Below are 16,064 nucleotides of genomic sequence, written 5' to 3' on the forward strand. Positions count from 1 at the left end.
AATCTCCAAGTTAATTTATTTGCTTGGGAGCTCCTTATGACACCTTGCCCTTGTGGGACACAAAAGACATACGAGCAATGTTGCGGCTTATATCTAGAAAAAAAACAGCTGCCGCAAACACCTGAGCAATTAATGCGCTCACGATATACCGCTTATAGCCTGGCCAACATCGACTACATCCAAAACACCATGAAAGGTCAAATGTTAGTGGGTTTCAACCCGGTAGAAGCCGAGCAATGGGCAAAAAATGTCACCTGGCTGGGCTTAGAAGTTCTAAGTGCGCAACCAACCGATTCTGATAAGGGTTTTGTTGAGTTTTGCGCACGCTTTATCGACCATGGGCAAGTAAAAGTAATCCACGAGCTAAGTGAATTTCACAAAGAGAATGGTTCCTGGTTTTATGTGAATGGAGTCAATAAGGAGAACCCCTCAAAGGTAAAGAAACAACAAATAAGCAGAAATGGCCCCTGCCCTTGTGGTAGCGGTAAAAAATATAAAAATTGTCACGCTAAATAAATCCCAGGTCTAATACTATGAGTGGAACTATTTTACTAAATGTCTTTATCTTCCTTGCTGCCGCTAGCATCATGGTGCCTATCGCCAGCCGATTTAAATTAGGCTCCGTATTAGGCTATCTCATTGTCGGTATGCTGATTGGTCCCTTCGGATTTAAACTCATTGGCAATTCGCAACAAATCATGCATTTTGCTGAGTTTGGCGTCATTATGATGTTGTTCTTAATCGGCCTTGAGCTAGAACCGTCCATGTTATGGAAATTAAGAAAGCTCATTGTAGGCTTAGGTAGTCTCCAAGTGGTTATTACCACCGGGGCTTTATTCACTATTGGTTTAATGCTTGGTTATGACTGGCGCCCCACCCTTGCAGTCAGCATGGCACTTTCACTTTCCTCTACCGCCTTAGTTTTGCAAATGCTACAAGAAAAAAATCTGCTTAAAACTGCAGAAGGCGAGGCCTCTTTTGCCATTCTTTTATTTCAGGACATTGCAGTAATCCCTATTTTAATTATTATCCCTTTGCTGCAATTGAGTGGGCATATTCAACTTAACGAGCATGAAACTTCCTTTATGACTCAGCTGCCTAAATGGGTGCATGCGCTTCTTGTTGCAGGAGTTATTGGTTCCATTATTTTAGTAGGTCATTATTTATCCAGGTATTTATTTTTTATTATTGCGAAAACGAACCTCCGTGAAGTATTCACCGCTTTTTCACTGGCATTGGTTGTTGGCATCACATTACTTATGGAGTCAATAGGCGTGTCTCCTGCTTTAGGTGCGTTTATTTCTGGGGTGGTTTTAGCCAACTCTCAATATAAGCATGCCATTGAAGCCGATATCCAACCATTTAAAGGATTATTATTGGGATTGTTCTTTGTTTCCGTAGGCATGGGCATGGATTTTTCGCTCTTTTCAGAACATGCCTGGCTTATCCTCGGAGCCGTCTTAGCCTTGGTTCTGGTCAAAGCCACCACGCTCAATCTTTTAGGACGTTACTTCGATTTAACTAATTTTCAAACCTTTGGCTTGGCCTTTGCTCTATCCCAAGGTAGTGAATTTGCTTTTGTACTCTTCCAATACTCGGGAGCAACCCGCGTTATTAATCCCAATACTATCGATTTTTTCACCTTAGTCGTCGCCCTATCCATGCTAACCACTCCTTTTTTGATGTTGCTGTATAATCGTGTTATTTTGCCGCGTTACATGAGTATGTTACCGGAAAAAGAATACGATTCTATTAATGAAAGCAATGACATTATTCTGGCTGGATATGGACGTTTTGGGCAGATTATCGGTCGTCTTCTCAATGGGGAAAAAATAAAGATCACTGTATTAGAAAATAATGCGGAACAAGTCGAACTGTTAAGAAAATTTGGCTACATAGGTTATTTCGGAGATGCTACCCGCCTTGATTTACTTAAAAGTGCAGGAGCAGAGAATGCTAAGCTCTTGATTGTTACGGTGGGTAATGTCGATGCAAATCTTAGAATCATTCAATTAGCTAAAGAGCACTTCCCACATCTCAAAATCTATGCCAGAGCACGTAACCGACAACATGCTTATGAATTACATAAGTTAAACGTTGATTATTTCATCAGAGAAGTTTTTGAATCCTCGCTCACAATGACTAAAGAAGTCATGAAGTTTTTAGGATATAAACACGAGGATATTGAGCGAAAAACTAAAGCATTCAAAAAGCATGATAATGCAACCTTAATTCAATCATTTGAGTTTTTTGAACAGGAACGAGATTTAATTAACTTTGCGCGTCAGGCGCGTGGAGAATTAGAACGGATTCTACATTCCAATTAGAACAACTTAGGCTCAAGCAGTGCAGCTCAATCAAGAACTCACCTTGATTACGCTATCCTGCATCAGGCTATGTGGAGTAGATATGATCAATTTTCAGGATATTTCTTTAAAAACTTTTCTTAGCGAATATTGGCAAAAGAAACCTTTAGTTATTCGTAATGCCTTGCCTAATTTTGTTAACCCCTTAACTCCCGATGAATTAGCAGGGCTGGCCCTAGAGGAAGATGTTGAAAGCCGTATTGTCTGGGAAACACCAGAACAGAATCCTGCTTGGCATCTAAAGCGTGGACCGTTTACAGAACAAGATTTTAACACTATGCCGCAAACTCACTGGACTTTATTAGTCCAAGGGGTAGATCGATTAATACCTGAAGTGTATACCCTGCTGGATCATTTTGACTTTCTTCCCCAATGGCGAATCGACGACATCATGATTAGCTTTGCTGCAATTAATGGCAGCGTGGGGCCGCATTATGACAACTATGACGTCTTTTTATACCAAGCTCAAGGGCGTCGAGAATGGTTGTTAACTACTAAAGAATGCAATCAAGACAATTATCTTAAAGATCTTGAACTACGCATCATGGAGCGTTTTGCTGTAGAAGAGCAATTTATTCTTGAAGAAGGTGATATGCTTTATCTGCCACCGCATGTTGGCCATTATGGCATCTCCCGCTCTGAATCATGCATGACCTATTCTTTTGGATATCGCAGCTATCAAGGACAAGAATTATGGGACAGCCTTGGTGACTTTTTATCTGAAAAAGGCGCGTTCACTGATTTATATCAAGATCCAGATTGGTCGCATTTAGAAAATACCTCCGAAATTACTCAGCCGGCCTGGCAACACGCACAAAAACTCTTACAGCACTTAATTAATGATGAAAAAATAATGAAGTCTTGGTTTGGTTGTTTTGCGACCCGTTTGGATCAAAACGCCGAACAACAATTACCCATGCCCCTGGAAGAAGATGAACTAAGTGATTTGTCCAATTTTATCCAGGAACTACAATCAGGATTAATTCTGATACGCGATGCCTCTTGCCGTTTTGCTTATGTAGAAGAAAACTCAGGGCTAATAAACCAATTTTATATTAATGGTTGTGAGTGGGATATAGAGGGCGTAACACCAGAATTGCTTCGGGAACTTGCCAATCATCGCTCGATTAATGCCGGCCCTTATTTAGACCAAAAAACCAATCAATTATTTCTTTTTGACTTATGGAAATTACAGTGGCTACAAATAGTAGAGCATTGAATTTTAATTGGTTAAATGAACAATCCTGGAGTATAGTTAAGGTATAAGAAGTCATAACAAGGATAGGTCATGAAAAAAATGATATTGGTTTTAGCTATGGTGATTGCTTCTGTAGCGTTGAGTAACTGTTGCGGTAATCCATGTAATGGAACATGCGCACCGAGCGATTGTTCTGGTACTAATAGCTATACGGGTAATTGGTATTAAGATAAGAACAACGTACCCACCACGTAGCCAGTATTCGTATAGCGTAATACGGGCTACGTCGATCAAGTAGTTATTTCCTCACCTTACTCCCCAATAACCTCTCTTCGCCACCCATTGAGTCGCCCCAGCTCAAGACTAATTTTATGGCTAAACAGTGTAACCAAGGCCCCAGCCAGAATAAGAATAATTCCTACAGCGCTCATCAGGCGTAATTCTTCGCCAAGAAGTAGAACCCCAAAGATCACAACAAATACAGGTTCTAAAACGGATAGAATAGAGGCTTTTTCAGAGCTAATATAACGTAAACTGTACAGCATTAATAAAATTGGAACCACAGTTGCAATAATAGCAATGCCTAATAAATGAAGCCATACGTTAGTTGAGGATGGCATAGCAAATGTATGATTAAAAACAGAAACAATGAATGCAGTAACCATACACCCTAAACACACCATTAAAGTGGACATGTTCGGGGACAGTGTATTTCGTTTACTGGAAATAATGTAACAAGCGTAAAAAAATGCGGAAATTACCCCAAGGAAAATACCTGATAAATTAAAGGATAAGGCACTCAAATCAACTAAAAAGCTCATACCAATCAGAATAAATAGAATTGCCAGATAATAAACCTTAGGAATTGCTTGCTTATATACTAAAAAGTTAATAAGCATAATTAATACGGGATAGGTAAAAAAGATTACCATCGATACCCCTGTGCTCACGTATTGGCAAGCTAAAAAATAAAGTAAGGTTGAAAAACCATAATAAATCATGCCTGTTAAAAACGCGTTTAACATGCTTTTAGCGGTGTCTGTGCTCTTTTTAAGTTGAGGTAAAAGTACAATTACAATAGCAATGCTGGAGATAAAAAATCGCCAAAATAACATGGTACTGGATGACATTGATCCATTCATGGCACTTAAACCGAAATAGCCAATAAATCCATATAAAAAGCCAGATAAAATTGCATAGGTTGCGCCAACATGTTCTTTTGTCATTATGATGTAATCCAGTAGTATAAGCGGAATAGCCCGTGTTTTTGACCACAGCAATTAAGTTAAGAAATTATAATTACTTGTAGGTTGGGTCCACGCCCCAACATTAAATTCTGGTATAACGCGATGCATTTGTTGGGCCATTGGCCCAACCTACAGGGTATAAATATAATCCTAACTTAATGGCAGTGATCTTGGTTGCAAGCAACCAGCCTACATTATTTGTTTTTTTAATAATTTAGCATTTTTTGTGAGGATATCATATTGAAAACAAAAAATACATAGTGTATCATTTGCGCACTGAATCTTAACGGTTGAGACTATGCTGCGTATTTTCATCTTTATTTCTTGCTTCTTCATCATATCAACGAATGTTTATGCCGAAAAAAATCCCTGTAAAGACCACCAATGTATTGCAGTAATTGATGCAGGAAGTACTGGCTCCAGGCTACATGTTTTTACCTATAACAAAGATAATACAAATACCCCAACGAACATCACTGAAGTCTGGGCAAAAAAAATCTCCCCCGGACTTGCAACGATTGAAACCAATCAAAACACTATTGATTCCTACATGACCATTCTCTTTGCAGGAGCTCCTACGCAGCAGATGCCCGTCTATTTTTATGCTACTGCCGGAATGCGTCTAGTCCCTCAAGCAAAACAGAAAGTCTATTACCAAAATATAAGAAACTGGTTTAACCAAAATGCCAATTGGCAATTAATGGATGCCAAAACAATTACCGGAGATGATGAAGCACTCTATGACTGGTTGTCAGTGAATTATCACCTCAAAACCTTACAATCAGCCTCCACTGAATCTGTCGGAGTATTGGATATTGGCGGCGCATCTACTCAAATTGCCTTCCCTGTCTCTAGTGAAGCAACCCAACAAAAAGGAAAATTTATTGAGTTAAACCTCTATGGCCAACATATTACCTTATTCGTGCATAGTTTTCTTGGTTTAGGTCAAAATGAAATGGCCCACCAACTCTTGGATTCCTCTTCCTGTTTTGTTGATAGCTACCCTCTTCCAAGTGGTGGGGTAGGAGCAGGAAACGCTCTTGAGTGTGCCCAAGAAATTGAAGCACTGATCAATGGGGTACATAAGGCCAACCAAATCATTCAACCACTTTTAAATAGCCAGCCTACGCGCTCTTGGTATGCTATTGGTGGTATTGCCAACCTTGCTGAAAGCAAACCATTCCAGTTTCCTGGCGAGCAATTAACTACTCAAGATTTTCTCCAACAAGCTAATGATTTAGCTTGTCATCAAGCTTGGGAAACATTGAGCTCTACCTATCCTGACAATGAGTATCTTGACTCCTACTGCCTATTACCTGCTTTTTATTATGCCTTAATGGTGCATGGTTATGGATTCTCACCCACCCAAACGGTGAAGTATGTACCTTCTGAACAAAATATAGATTGGACAATGGGGGTTGTGTTGCATCATTAATGCATGGATAGCAAGTTGCCCTGCTCTCTTAGATCCCGTGGTCCAGCCACGGGAATTCAAGGCAAGAGACCTTAGCTGCCCTAGCTACTTTTAGTTACAGCTCCTCTAGTAAAAAATCATTCACACATAAGACTGCATTTTGACCATAAAAAGCACTGATTGCATCTCGAAATCGCTTTGCGCGCTCGGAGAGTCCATGCGTGCAATAATGTTTTACTTGGTCATACACTGCATGTTTAAATTCTTCAGTGTCTGATTGTTCGCCATCTAAATTATCAATACTTACGCGAAACTTATGCCCTGCAGCCTTCGAAAGTATCCATTCGATTGCCTGTGGCTTTACTTCAACTTGTTGAAATAAAACTTGTTGTTCCGCCGTACGTCCATCGGGAGCATACCAATAGCCAAAATCAACCTGTTTCCTTCGCTCTTCTCCTGCAATTAGCCAATGTGAACATTCATGCAATGCACTGCTAAAAAAACCATGAGCAAAGAAAATAGCATGATAATCTCGTTGATCATCGGCAGGTAAATAAATGGGTTCATTACCACCTTTAACCAATCTGGTGTTATAATCCGCGCCGAAACAAGCGTGAAAAATGGTTATCAAATCCTCGTAGTGATGCACAAATACCTTTTCAATGGCTAAAACAAAACAATAATGCTTAATTTATACTAATATGATTAAAGAGTCATCGTTTTTTTAGGGGTTTATTTTGCAAATTCGCAAATAGATTGAGCATGTTGCACTGAATTTTTGCTGCAAAATTACATTAATTTCTGCTAAATAATGAGAAGAATATATGGTTTTTTACCAAGTAGGAAAATTTATTAATCGATTTCGTTGGCCTGTTATTATCCTATGGATAGTGCTTATTTTAGGATGCATTCCCTTTCTACCTAAAATTATGGACCCCTTTAAAACAACGGGTTTTGTCGATTTGTTCTCTGACAGCACACGTACGCAAAGCTTCCTGAACAAGGAATTTGGTTACGACAATAATAATAAATTTATTATCATGTACCACAGTTCTAGGCTGAAGGCGACTGATGATGAATTCATTTCCAAGATTAAAAAATCATTGTCTGGCCTAGATGATTACTCGATTAAGCATGAAATCCTACTCCCGTATAAAAAGCAACAAGTTTCTCAGGACAAGCATACAGCTTATGCAGTAGTAATCCTTAAAAACAAAAAAGCCATTACGGATCAGCAATTAAAAGAATTTAAGGCTGCCATCAAAAAACCTACCAATATGACAATGCAAATTGGTGGGGAACCCGAGTTTGTCGAACAAGTAACGCATCAAACGCAAATCGACCTTTATAAAGCAGATTTTATCGCAACCCCGGTGGCAATTATTACCTTACTTTTTGTGTTTGGTTCAGTTGTTGCAGCATTTCTACCTATTATTTTAGGTGGAGGGTGTGCTCTGATTATCTTAACCAGCCTTTATTTTATTGGGCATTATTACACACTCTCTGTATTTACTATCAACATCGCTCTATTATTAGGTCTTTGCTTATGTTTAGATTATTCCTTATTTTTTATCAGCCGTTTTCGTGATGAATTGAAGAGTGGGCTAAGCAGTGGCGAAGCCTTGGCGGTGACCCAAGCCAGTGCAGGGAAAGCAATCGTCTTTAGTGGGTTAGCAGTATTTGTGAGCTTAAGTGCCCTATTCTTATTTCCCATTAATATTTTGATTTCTGTTGCTGTTGGTGGGCTTATGGCGGTATTTTATGCCGTTCTTATATCGACCATACTGTTACCCGCAATTCTTGCTGTTCTAAAAACGAAAATTAATCTGTTTCCTATACGTTTTTTCCGCAGAAAAAACGAAGAGGTCAGTTATTGGAGATGGATTGCTGAGCGTGTTGTAAAGCGACCTTATATCTTTTTCTTTACAATATTAACGCTGTTACTGGTGTTGGGTTACCCTTTCTTATCCGTAAAATTTGGTATTTCAGACTATCGAATTTTCCCCGAAAACTCTGCAAAGCGAAGTTTTTATGATACCTATGCGGAGCAATTTAACATTGAAGAATTAAACCCTATTCAATTAGTAATAACCTCCAAGACTTCGATTTTATCCAAGAGTAACTTGTCGAAGATTTATAATCTGGTGGATAAATTGAAAGATAATTCCCGTATTAAAAAAGTTACAGGGATCATCAGTAGCGACTCTGACCTGACGAAAAGCCAATATTATACCTTATATCATGACAAACGTAGCCTATCAGATACTCATGTGAAACAATTATTGGCAAATACCACATTAAAACATTTAACGGTGCTCAATATTGTCAGCAAATACCCGCTAAACTCCCCTGAAACCAAAAAATTGATTGCTGAGTTACGTGATTTAAAGCCAATTTCAGGTTTAACGATGAAGTTAACAGGAACGGCTGTAAGCAATATCGATGTATTACATACTATTTATCGCGTCTTGCCTCATGCAATTTTATGGATAATGATATTTTCCTATTTGATACTCTTAGTGCTATTAAGATCGCTTTTCTTACCATTAAAAGCCATTTTAATGAACTTACTAAGTCTCTCTGCTTCTTATGGTGCTTTAGTGTTTGTATTCCAGGAAGGATATCTCGCTAATCTTCTTAATTTTGAACCCCAAGGGATGCTTGACGTTAGTTTATTAGTGATCATTTTTTGCGCTCTATTTGGATTTTCAATGGACTATGAAGTATTTTTGTTATCGCGAATTAAAGAGGCTCATCAATTAACTGGAGACAATAATAAAAGTATTATTTTTGGAATTGAAAAAAGCAGCCGTATCATTACTAGTGCAGCCCTTATTGTCATCGTGATTTGCGGCTCATTTTTAGTCGCTGACGTATTAATGGTTAAAGCCTTTGGATTAGGTATTGCCGTTGCTATTTTTATGGACGCCTTTTTAATAAGAAGCTTTTTAGTCCCAGCAACAATGGCTCTTTTTAAATCGTGGAATTGGTATTTGCCACAGTGGCTTAATCGTTTATTACCGAGACTATAACAATAACAATGTAGGTACAAAACATGGGGATACCAAATACACTACCAGGTTTGTTTGAGGAGCAAGCTCGCAAGTTTCCAGGGTATGTTGGCGCTCTACAGGGAAAGAAAGCACTAACGTACACTGAATTAAATAACAAAGCGAATCAACTTGCGCGTTATCTACAAGAAAAAGGAGTAACGGCCGATACACCCATTGCTGTATGCTTGCCTCGATCCTTTGATTTTCTTATCACCATTATTGCTATTTTAAAAGCGGGCGGAGCTTATCTACCCTTAGATGCACATCAACCTGAAGAGCGGTTATTGTTTTTGCTGCAAGACAGTAAGGCACCTATTTTAATTAGTAAATCAACGTTTAACGATAAATTTACTCAATATCAAGGCGATTTGATTCTTCTCGATAAAGAAGAGAAACACATCAGCCAGCAAACTACTGGAAATTTGAGTACTCAGCTCTCCTCGGAGCAATTAGCTTATATTATTTATACCTCCGGCTCGACTGGACTTCCCAAAGGGGTATTAATTGAGCATCGTTCAGTAATTAATTATTGCCAATGGCTTGCAGAATATACCGGATGCCAAGCCCAACAACGGATTGATTTTTCTTCCAGCGCGATTTTTGATATGGCGGTATCCACCTCATTGGCTCCATTACTGCTTGGATTAACTGTGGTTATTTGCCAGGATGATGTCAAAAAAAATATAAGTCATTATCTTAAATATCTAGTACAAGCACAAATCGACATCATTAAAACAACGCCAAGCTATTTTAAAACGCTGCAGCATGAAACTCAAAATAATTATCTTGAGCTACCTCACTTAAAATCGATTATCTTAGGCGGAGAAAATTTAACTGCTACAGAATGTAAAGCGTGGCTTTCACTCTATCCCAAGCATGTATTATTCAATGAATATGGTCCTACAGAGACTACCGTTGCGGTTTCGGTGTATCGAGTCGATGCACACAATTTTTCTGACTTTGAAATCAATGTTCCTATTGGTACCACAGGCCCAGAGATCAGCTGCATTATTGTCAACGAGCATGGAGCTCCCGTTGCTGATGGGGAAACAGGTGAGTTATTAATTAGTGGCCTGTGCCTAGCTCGGGGCTACCTAAATCAATCCAAATTAACCCAACAAAAATTTATTACATTATCCCTCAATAATCATGCAAGTAAACGTTTCTACAAAACAGGCGACTTATGCCGCAGACGAGCTGATGGAGCCCTGGAGTATTTTGGCCGCTAGGATGATCAAGTTAAAATCCGTGGCTTTCGTATTGAACCAGGAGAAATTGAGACCTGCTTAAAAACGCACTCCATGATTAAAAATGTTGCCGTAGTTGCACAAAAAGATGAACACCATGAATTGCGATTAGTTGCTTACTATATTCTAAAAGACAATGAACCCCACCTATCCCCAAGTATGAACCAAATACGACAGTTCCTGCAGAATCATGTTCCTGAATACATGATTCCGGCAGCCTTCGTACGTGTTAATTCCTTACCACTGACCGCAAATGGCAAGCTTGATAAAGCGGCTTTGCCTATACCCCATATAGAGGCTAGCCAACATTATGTAGAGCCGACAACAACCCTAGAAAAACAATTAGTAAAAATGTGGTCCGAGGAATTAGGGGTTAAATTAATTGGATTAAATGATAACTTCTTTGAACTAGGCGGCCACTCATTATCAGCAGCACGCTTAGTATCCAAAATTAATCATCAACTACATAAACGTATTACCTTAAAAGATTTTTATAAAGCAGCCTCTATCGCAAAGTTAATCCCTGCAATTAAAAATGCTAAAGAATCAGAGCTCCCTACTCATCATGAGGAGTACTACCCTGGGGTTAAACAAATCCCATTAACTGAATTCCAATTTGTATTATGGATGGCGGATACTTTTGAGCCCAGAGCAAAAAAGTTAAACATTGTTGCCAGGAAACAATTCCAAGGCCGATTAAATCAAGAAGCATTGGAATATGCCTTCCAAGCTATTTTAAAAAAACATGAAGTTTTAACTTATCGCATGTTAAAGCTTAGCCCCAAACAGCAAATACAAAAAAATGTAGCTCTCCCACTGCTGATGGAAGATCTAAGCTCTTTATCAAAACAGGATGCAGAAACAAGACTCCTTATGTCGATGGAGCAATTAAGTAGCGCACAGCATTGGCCACAAAATTATCCATCAATTATCATCAAATTATTCCATCTAAACACTGGTATTAGCGAACTGCAAATTTGCATGCCTCACATCACTTCAGATGATGCATCCATTACCATCCTCTTTGCTGATTTATCTAAATATTATCTGCTCTACCACACAAATCCACTCTCACTAGATACCATTGAAACCGACTTTACTTTTAAAAAGTATGTTTATATTGACCAACATGTAATTACAACATCATTAGATGAAAATATTAGGTTCTGGGAGGAGTATTTACATGATGCTTCATTTTTTTCCTTTCCCAAACAATATGTCGTGGACGATATGAGTGCAGCAAACCATAGCTATTCAACCTATGAAAAAATCCCCATTCACACGTTGAGTAAACTAAAGCTATTCTGTAAAAAAAATCATATCAGTCTGAATAATGGACTTTGTGCCATACTGGCTCTCGCACTTCGTAATTGCGGCAACAATGCACCAAATGATGCACCATACACTGTCATGAATATTATTAAATCAACGCGAGACAATCCTATCTATGATCATTCGCTAGGTGCATTTTTACGCATTGAGCCCATTAAAATTGACTTGGATGAGCATGCTTCCGTAACCACCTTGGCCAAGCAAATATGCGCAGCAACAATCGAGACCAGCAACCATCAACATTGTTCTAATCTTATTAAGCTCGGGGCTACTCATACCTTGCGATTTAAAGGTAAAAAAATCCGAGCGGCCTTAATCAAATTATTAATGCCTATTGCTGCAAAATTATTAAAAATTTCAACGAGTTATCATAAAATTTTACAGCATTCTATTGCACGGTTAATGTTCTTTAAACGAAATACTCATTTCATTATGAACGTTAATGTTAGAAATGATTTTATTGCCAATATTGATCATCTTGATGAGAAACCTGAACTTTTTGGGTTAAAAACTCACCCTATAAAAAACTATCAAGAGGATCTATTAGTAATTGATTATGTTTTTGAGGCATGCTTTTTTTATGATCCTGAGCAATATTTACATTATTTAGTAGTTTCGGCAAATCTAACCCCGGAATACCGCAAGCAAATTACTAAAGAAGTGGTTAAGATTATGGATTGCTTGGTAATAGAAAAAACTGTAGGGCAACCCAATCGGACGAGTTATCAAATAGTTTAAAGATTAGCTATTGAACAACAAATAGACTTGATGCAGAGCGTAATCAACGAGGTTGTGGTGAAAAAATCTTGATTATGCTGCTCTCATTCAAAGCTGTAGGTGTCTTGTATGCTCTAAACTTTACTTTTTAAAGCTATCTCTTTTGCAGCTTTTCCATTTTTCTGATACATTACTGCAATTATTTTTTCCCCTCAACTAAGGTCTCAAAAATGATACGACAAATTTTTGCTGTGCTGATGTGTTTTTTTAGTATATCTTCCTTTGCTTGCACCAATGCCGTTCCTACAGACAATCCCGGATTTTGCCCTTCATTTAAAACTACTGCTACCTGTTATTGCCAAGCTTCAGGTTTACCCGCAGGCATGTGTCAAGATATGAGAATGCTCTATGCCCGATTAATCAGTGTGTTTGGCTCGTTACAAAAAGCATGTGAATATCAAAAATACACTTCGGTACAAGATTGTATGGACAACTGGAACTGCTACCGTTTGGGTGGTACTGATTCTCGTGGAAGAATCTGTAGTTCTTCTGGGAAAGCCTGTCAATAATTGCACTGAACCGAGTTGGGCCTATGGCCCAGCTTTTCAATTTGATTTAGATCTGATTTTGTAAAAAGAGTATTGCATTGTGATTAATAAAAAATCAATATTACCTCTATTTTCGCTTTTATTTTTTTCAACTACTGGATGCTACGCAAATATAAATAACCAAGTAAAACATCCTTTTTATGCGGGTGCTATAGCCGGTTATGGATCTACCACCTGGCATGCACTAATCCCTACCAATAAAAACCAAAAAACTGCGCTGCTAATGTCCACACCTGTAGATGTTCAGGAAGGCGGGGCAACTTGGGGAGCGTTGCTTGGGTATGAATTTACCCCTTATTTTGCAGTTGAAGCAAATTACATGCGTTATCCAAACTCGACAGTATACTTCACATCTTATAGCTTGTTCAGTTATGAGCATGATGGGAAACTGAGTTTAACTACGAAAACTGATAGCATCAGTGTCCTCGCTAAAATTATGCTACAAATCCCTCGTACTGAGTTTAGAGTATTTTCTAGTGCCGGAATCGCAGCCCTCTATCGTGAAGATTTGATTATTGATGACTGGCGCGCATCCCCTACATTTGGCGTTGGGGTCAATTATAATTTTACAGACCGTATAATGGGTGAAGTTGTAGCAAACTACACTGCGGGTTTTGGAGAGTCTCAACTAAGTCCAGCGGATGCCTATTATCCCTTCCTTTATTCCATTACTGCACGTTTAGCTTATCGGTTTTAAGCTAAAATCGTTTGCCTTATAGGTTGGGCTCATAACCCAACAAAGCATCGAGTCCCTCTAAAACTTTACGTTGGGCCATGGCCCAACCTACATGTTATTACAATATTTCATTATCTTAACCTTAAAAAACCTAATTTGTTCGCATATCTCTCAATTATTGCCTATTATTAAACCAATGCTTGTGTGAATTCCAAAGTAAACGAGTATCTACTATAGGTCAAAAAATGATAAAGATGTTATTAACTTCCTTGGCATATATAGTGAAAGTAGTAAGATTAGTACTTCTATTTTTCGTCCTTTTGCTAGCCATCAGTTTTGGCTCCCATTATATCGATAACCCTGGTCAGTACACAATATTAATGAAAATAACAAACTGGGTACATCAGGTAAGCCAGCCACTCGTATCACACATAAAACTAATTATACCTTATAAATTACATGGCATTGATTTTAGCCTGCTAATCTTAGGTGTACTCTTACTGATCTTAGCCAATTTCTGTACTTCGTTGAGAGAAAAATGCTTGAGTATAATCAGTAAACAGAAAGAGAAGAGAGCCTATTATGAATGGCGCAATCAAATCAGCCGGGTTGTATCCAAAGAAAAAATGACTGAAATCGATAGTAAATTTGAAGCATTGAGTACAACCAAACCTAGTGATAGAAAACAACTTCTTAAAGAATTCGCAGATCTTAAAAGTAAACTCGACAATATGGGGCAACAATTAGCTTTTCTAGCCATTGATGTGGTTGACTCAACGGGGATGAAAAGAGACGAAGACAAACATCTTGCTGCCTATGACTTTGATCGTTATAACACTTTTGTGGACTTATGCCTTAAAGAAAACGGGGTTGTAAAGTACACTAAAACACCTGATGGTATTATGAGTTGTTTTCGTACTGTTGATGGCGCCGTCAGCGCCGCCGTATGTCTGCTTGAACGCTTAAAAAGCTTTAACCAAAATGAAAAGAAAATAAAACACGACTTTCAAATTCGTTGTGGTATCAACGCCGGTTTTGTTTATATCGATGAGGACACACCTCTGGAACAAATAAGCGATCGAGTTATTGATATTGCAGGTCATATGCAAAAATATGCAAAACCTAATTGCATTAACATCGCCGCAACAGCGATAGAGCCGTTGAAAAATCGTGCTGGCTTTAACGAAACCACCGATGTTATTGATGAGCAAAAAGTATATGAATGGAAAGAAAATAAAGCGTCGTGATAGCAAAGGCTAGCGGTACAGCCCATGGCCGAATTTCACTTCAAATTTTGCCTAAGGCTCGAATTACCATGTGCTTGACCACGGTAATTCAGAGCGGTGACAATTATGAGGGATGTCGCGAGGAGTAGGAGAGCAGGTGATAAAATCACCTTCATTTGGCAGTTATTGGCGGATGTAAGCCCCATCGGATTTAGGACAAACATTGTTTGCTGGGCTTTATCGCCCAGCCTACCTTAAAAAATATGGGAATTCGGGGAGTTTTTAGTGAGTAACCTGAAAAAGATTTTTAATCTCTTGCTCAGCCAAACTTATGGATTTAACTCGTACTGATTCGTTAATATGCAAACCTTCAGCTCGGACAATGGTTACATCCTTAATGCCAATAAAGTCAAAAATAACCTTTAAATAGTCTTCCTGAAAATCCCTAGCCTTCATTACTTCATCACTTGAGTAATGATTACCACGAGTAGAAATAATGGTAACTTTTTTTTCACCTGCCAACCCTACAACCCCTTGTTCGGTATACTTAAACGTACGTCCAGCAACTAAAACACGATCGATCCAAGATTTTAATTGGGAAGGTATGGTGAAATTATACATAGGCGCTGCAATAACAAGCTCATTTGCATTGATAAATTCATTAATCAGCTGCTCTGAAAGCTCCAAATCCTCTCTTAAGGATGGGGACAAGTCTGCAGGGGCTTTTTGTTTCGCACCTAAAAATTTACTGGATAAATGATTAATAGGTTGTGTATTTAAATCACGATAAACTATTTCCGCGTGTGGATTTTCTTGTTGCCAATAATCAAGAAATTGGCTCATCAGTTGGCGAGAAATAGAATTATTTTCCAGAATACTGCTATCAAGAGCGAGTAAGTTCATTTTTATCTCCGAATTAATTATTTGCCTCTGTATTAAGCATATAATTAAAACAATAAATGATAAGATAGCTATTTCAT

At 38.4% G+C, this 16,064-nt stretch carries 14 protein-coding genes; 11 read left to right on the top strand and 3 right to left on the bottom strand.

The genetic code is table 11. From position 1 onward, the window contains the following. Window positions 1-36: 36 nt before the first annotated feature. The 4 genes from E1P08_RS03505 (at window position 37) to E1P08_RS17115 (ending at window position 3,792) form a co-directional block, all read left to right on the top strand. Window positions 37-516, top strand: a complete 480-nt coding sequence (locus E1P08_RS03505; RefSeq protein ID WP_133135613.1) for a YchJ family protein — start codon at window positions 37-39, stop codon at window positions 514-516. Window positions 517-533: 17 nt separating this feature from the next. Then, window positions 534-2,327 carry a monovalent cation:proton antiporter-2 (CPA2) family protein gene (locus E1P08_RS03510; RefSeq protein ID WP_133135614.1) on the top strand — a complete coding sequence of 598 codons (1,794 nt, stop codon included), beginning with the start codon at window positions 534-536 and terminating at the stop codon, window positions 2,325-2,327. Between the two features lie 82 nt (window positions 2,328-2,409). Beyond that, window positions 2,410-3,585: a JmjC domain-containing protein gene (locus E1P08_RS03515; RefSeq protein ID WP_133135615.1), complete on the top strand. Its 1,176-nt coding sequence runs from the start codon at window positions 2,410-2,412 to the stop codon at window positions 3,583-3,585. Between the two features lie 69 nt (window positions 3,586-3,654). Further along, entirely contained in the window at window positions 3,655-3,792 is a 138-nt protein-coding gene (locus E1P08_RS17115; protein WP_165485075.1) for a hypothetical protein, read from the top strand. An 83-nt stretch (window positions 3,793-3,875) separates the two neighbouring features. Here the strand turns inward: E1P08_RS17115 and E1P08_RS03520 are convergent, their stop codons facing one another. After that, a complete protein-coding gene (locus E1P08_RS03520; protein WP_133135991.1) occupies window positions 3,876-4,793 on the bottom strand; it encodes a DMT family transporter in 918 nt (305 codons plus the stop codon). Between the two features lie 316 nt (window positions 4,794-5,109). Between E1P08_RS03520 and E1P08_RS03525 the strand changes: the two genes are divergently transcribed. Next, window positions 5,110-6,246 carry an acetate and sugar kinases/Hsc70/actin family protein gene (locus tag E1P08_RS03525; protein WP_133135616.1) on the top strand — a complete coding sequence of 379 codons (1,137 nt, stop codon included), beginning with the start codon at window positions 5,110-5,112 and terminating at the stop codon, window positions 6,244-6,246. A 94-nt stretch (window positions 6,247-6,340) separates the two neighbouring features. On the opposite strand, the gene E1P08_RS03530 is transcribed toward E1P08_RS03525, so the two are convergent. Further along, entirely contained in the window at window positions 6,341-6,874 is a 534-nt protein-coding gene (locus tag E1P08_RS03530; RefSeq protein WP_133135617.1) for an elongation factor P hydroxylase, read from the bottom strand. Between the two features lie 175 nt (window positions 6,875-7,049). Here E1P08_RS03530 and E1P08_RS03535 point away from each other — a divergent pair, with 175 nt between their 5' ends. The 6 genes from E1P08_RS03535 (at window position 7,050) to E1P08_RS03555 (ending at window position 15,105) form a co-directional block, all read left to right on the top strand. Further along, on the top strand, window positions 7,050-9,257 hold the full coding sequence (locus E1P08_RS03535) for an MMPL family transporter (RefSeq protein WP_133135618.1): 2,208 nt from the start codon (window positions 7,050-7,052) through the stop codon (window positions 9,255-9,257). Window positions 9,258-9,280: 23 nt separating this feature from the next. Then, a complete protein-coding gene (locus E1P08_RS17425) occupies window positions 9,281-10,507 on the top strand; it encodes an amino acid adenylation domain-containing protein (RefSeq protein ID WP_242602355.1) in 1,227 nt (408 codons plus the stop codon). A gap of 45 nt (window positions 10,508-10,552) precedes the next feature. Continuing rightward, window positions 10,553-12,595, top strand: coding sequence for a condensation domain-containing protein (locus E1P08_RS17430; protein ID WP_278042278.1), 2,043 nt, complete (start codon window positions 10,553-10,555; stop codon window positions 12,593-12,595). A gap of 209 nt (window positions 12,596-12,804) precedes the next feature. Further along, window positions 12,805-13,143 carry a hypothetical protein gene (locus E1P08_RS03545; RefSeq protein ID WP_133135619.1) on the top strand — a complete coding sequence of 113 codons (339 nt, stop codon included), beginning with the start codon at window positions 12,805-12,807 and terminating at the stop codon, window positions 13,141-13,143. 79 nt (window positions 13,144-13,222) lie between these two features. Next, window positions 13,223-13,879 carry an outer membrane beta-barrel protein gene (locus E1P08_RS03550; protein ID WP_133135620.1) on the top strand — a complete coding sequence of 219 codons (657 nt, stop codon included), beginning with the start codon at window positions 13,223-13,225 and terminating at the stop codon, window positions 13,877-13,879. Window positions 13,880-14,400: 521 nt separating this feature from the next. Then, entirely contained in the window at window positions 14,401-15,105 is a 705-nt protein-coding gene (locus tag E1P08_RS03555; protein WP_242602357.1) for an adenylate/guanylate cyclase domain-containing protein, read from the top strand. Window positions 15,106-15,366: 261 nt separating this feature from the next. On the opposite strand, the gene E1P08_RS03560 is transcribed toward E1P08_RS03555, so the two are convergent. Further along, window positions 15,367-15,987, bottom strand: coding sequence for an FMN-dependent NADH-azoreductase (locus E1P08_RS03560; protein WP_133135622.1), 621 nt, complete (start codon window positions 15,985-15,987; stop codon window positions 15,367-15,369). Window positions 15,988-16,064 lie beyond the last annotated feature (77 nt).

The organism is Legionella rowbothamii (assembly GCF_900639985.1).
Lineage (GTDB): Bacteria > Pseudomonadota > Gammaproteobacteria > Legionellales > Legionellaceae > Legionella > Legionella rowbothamii.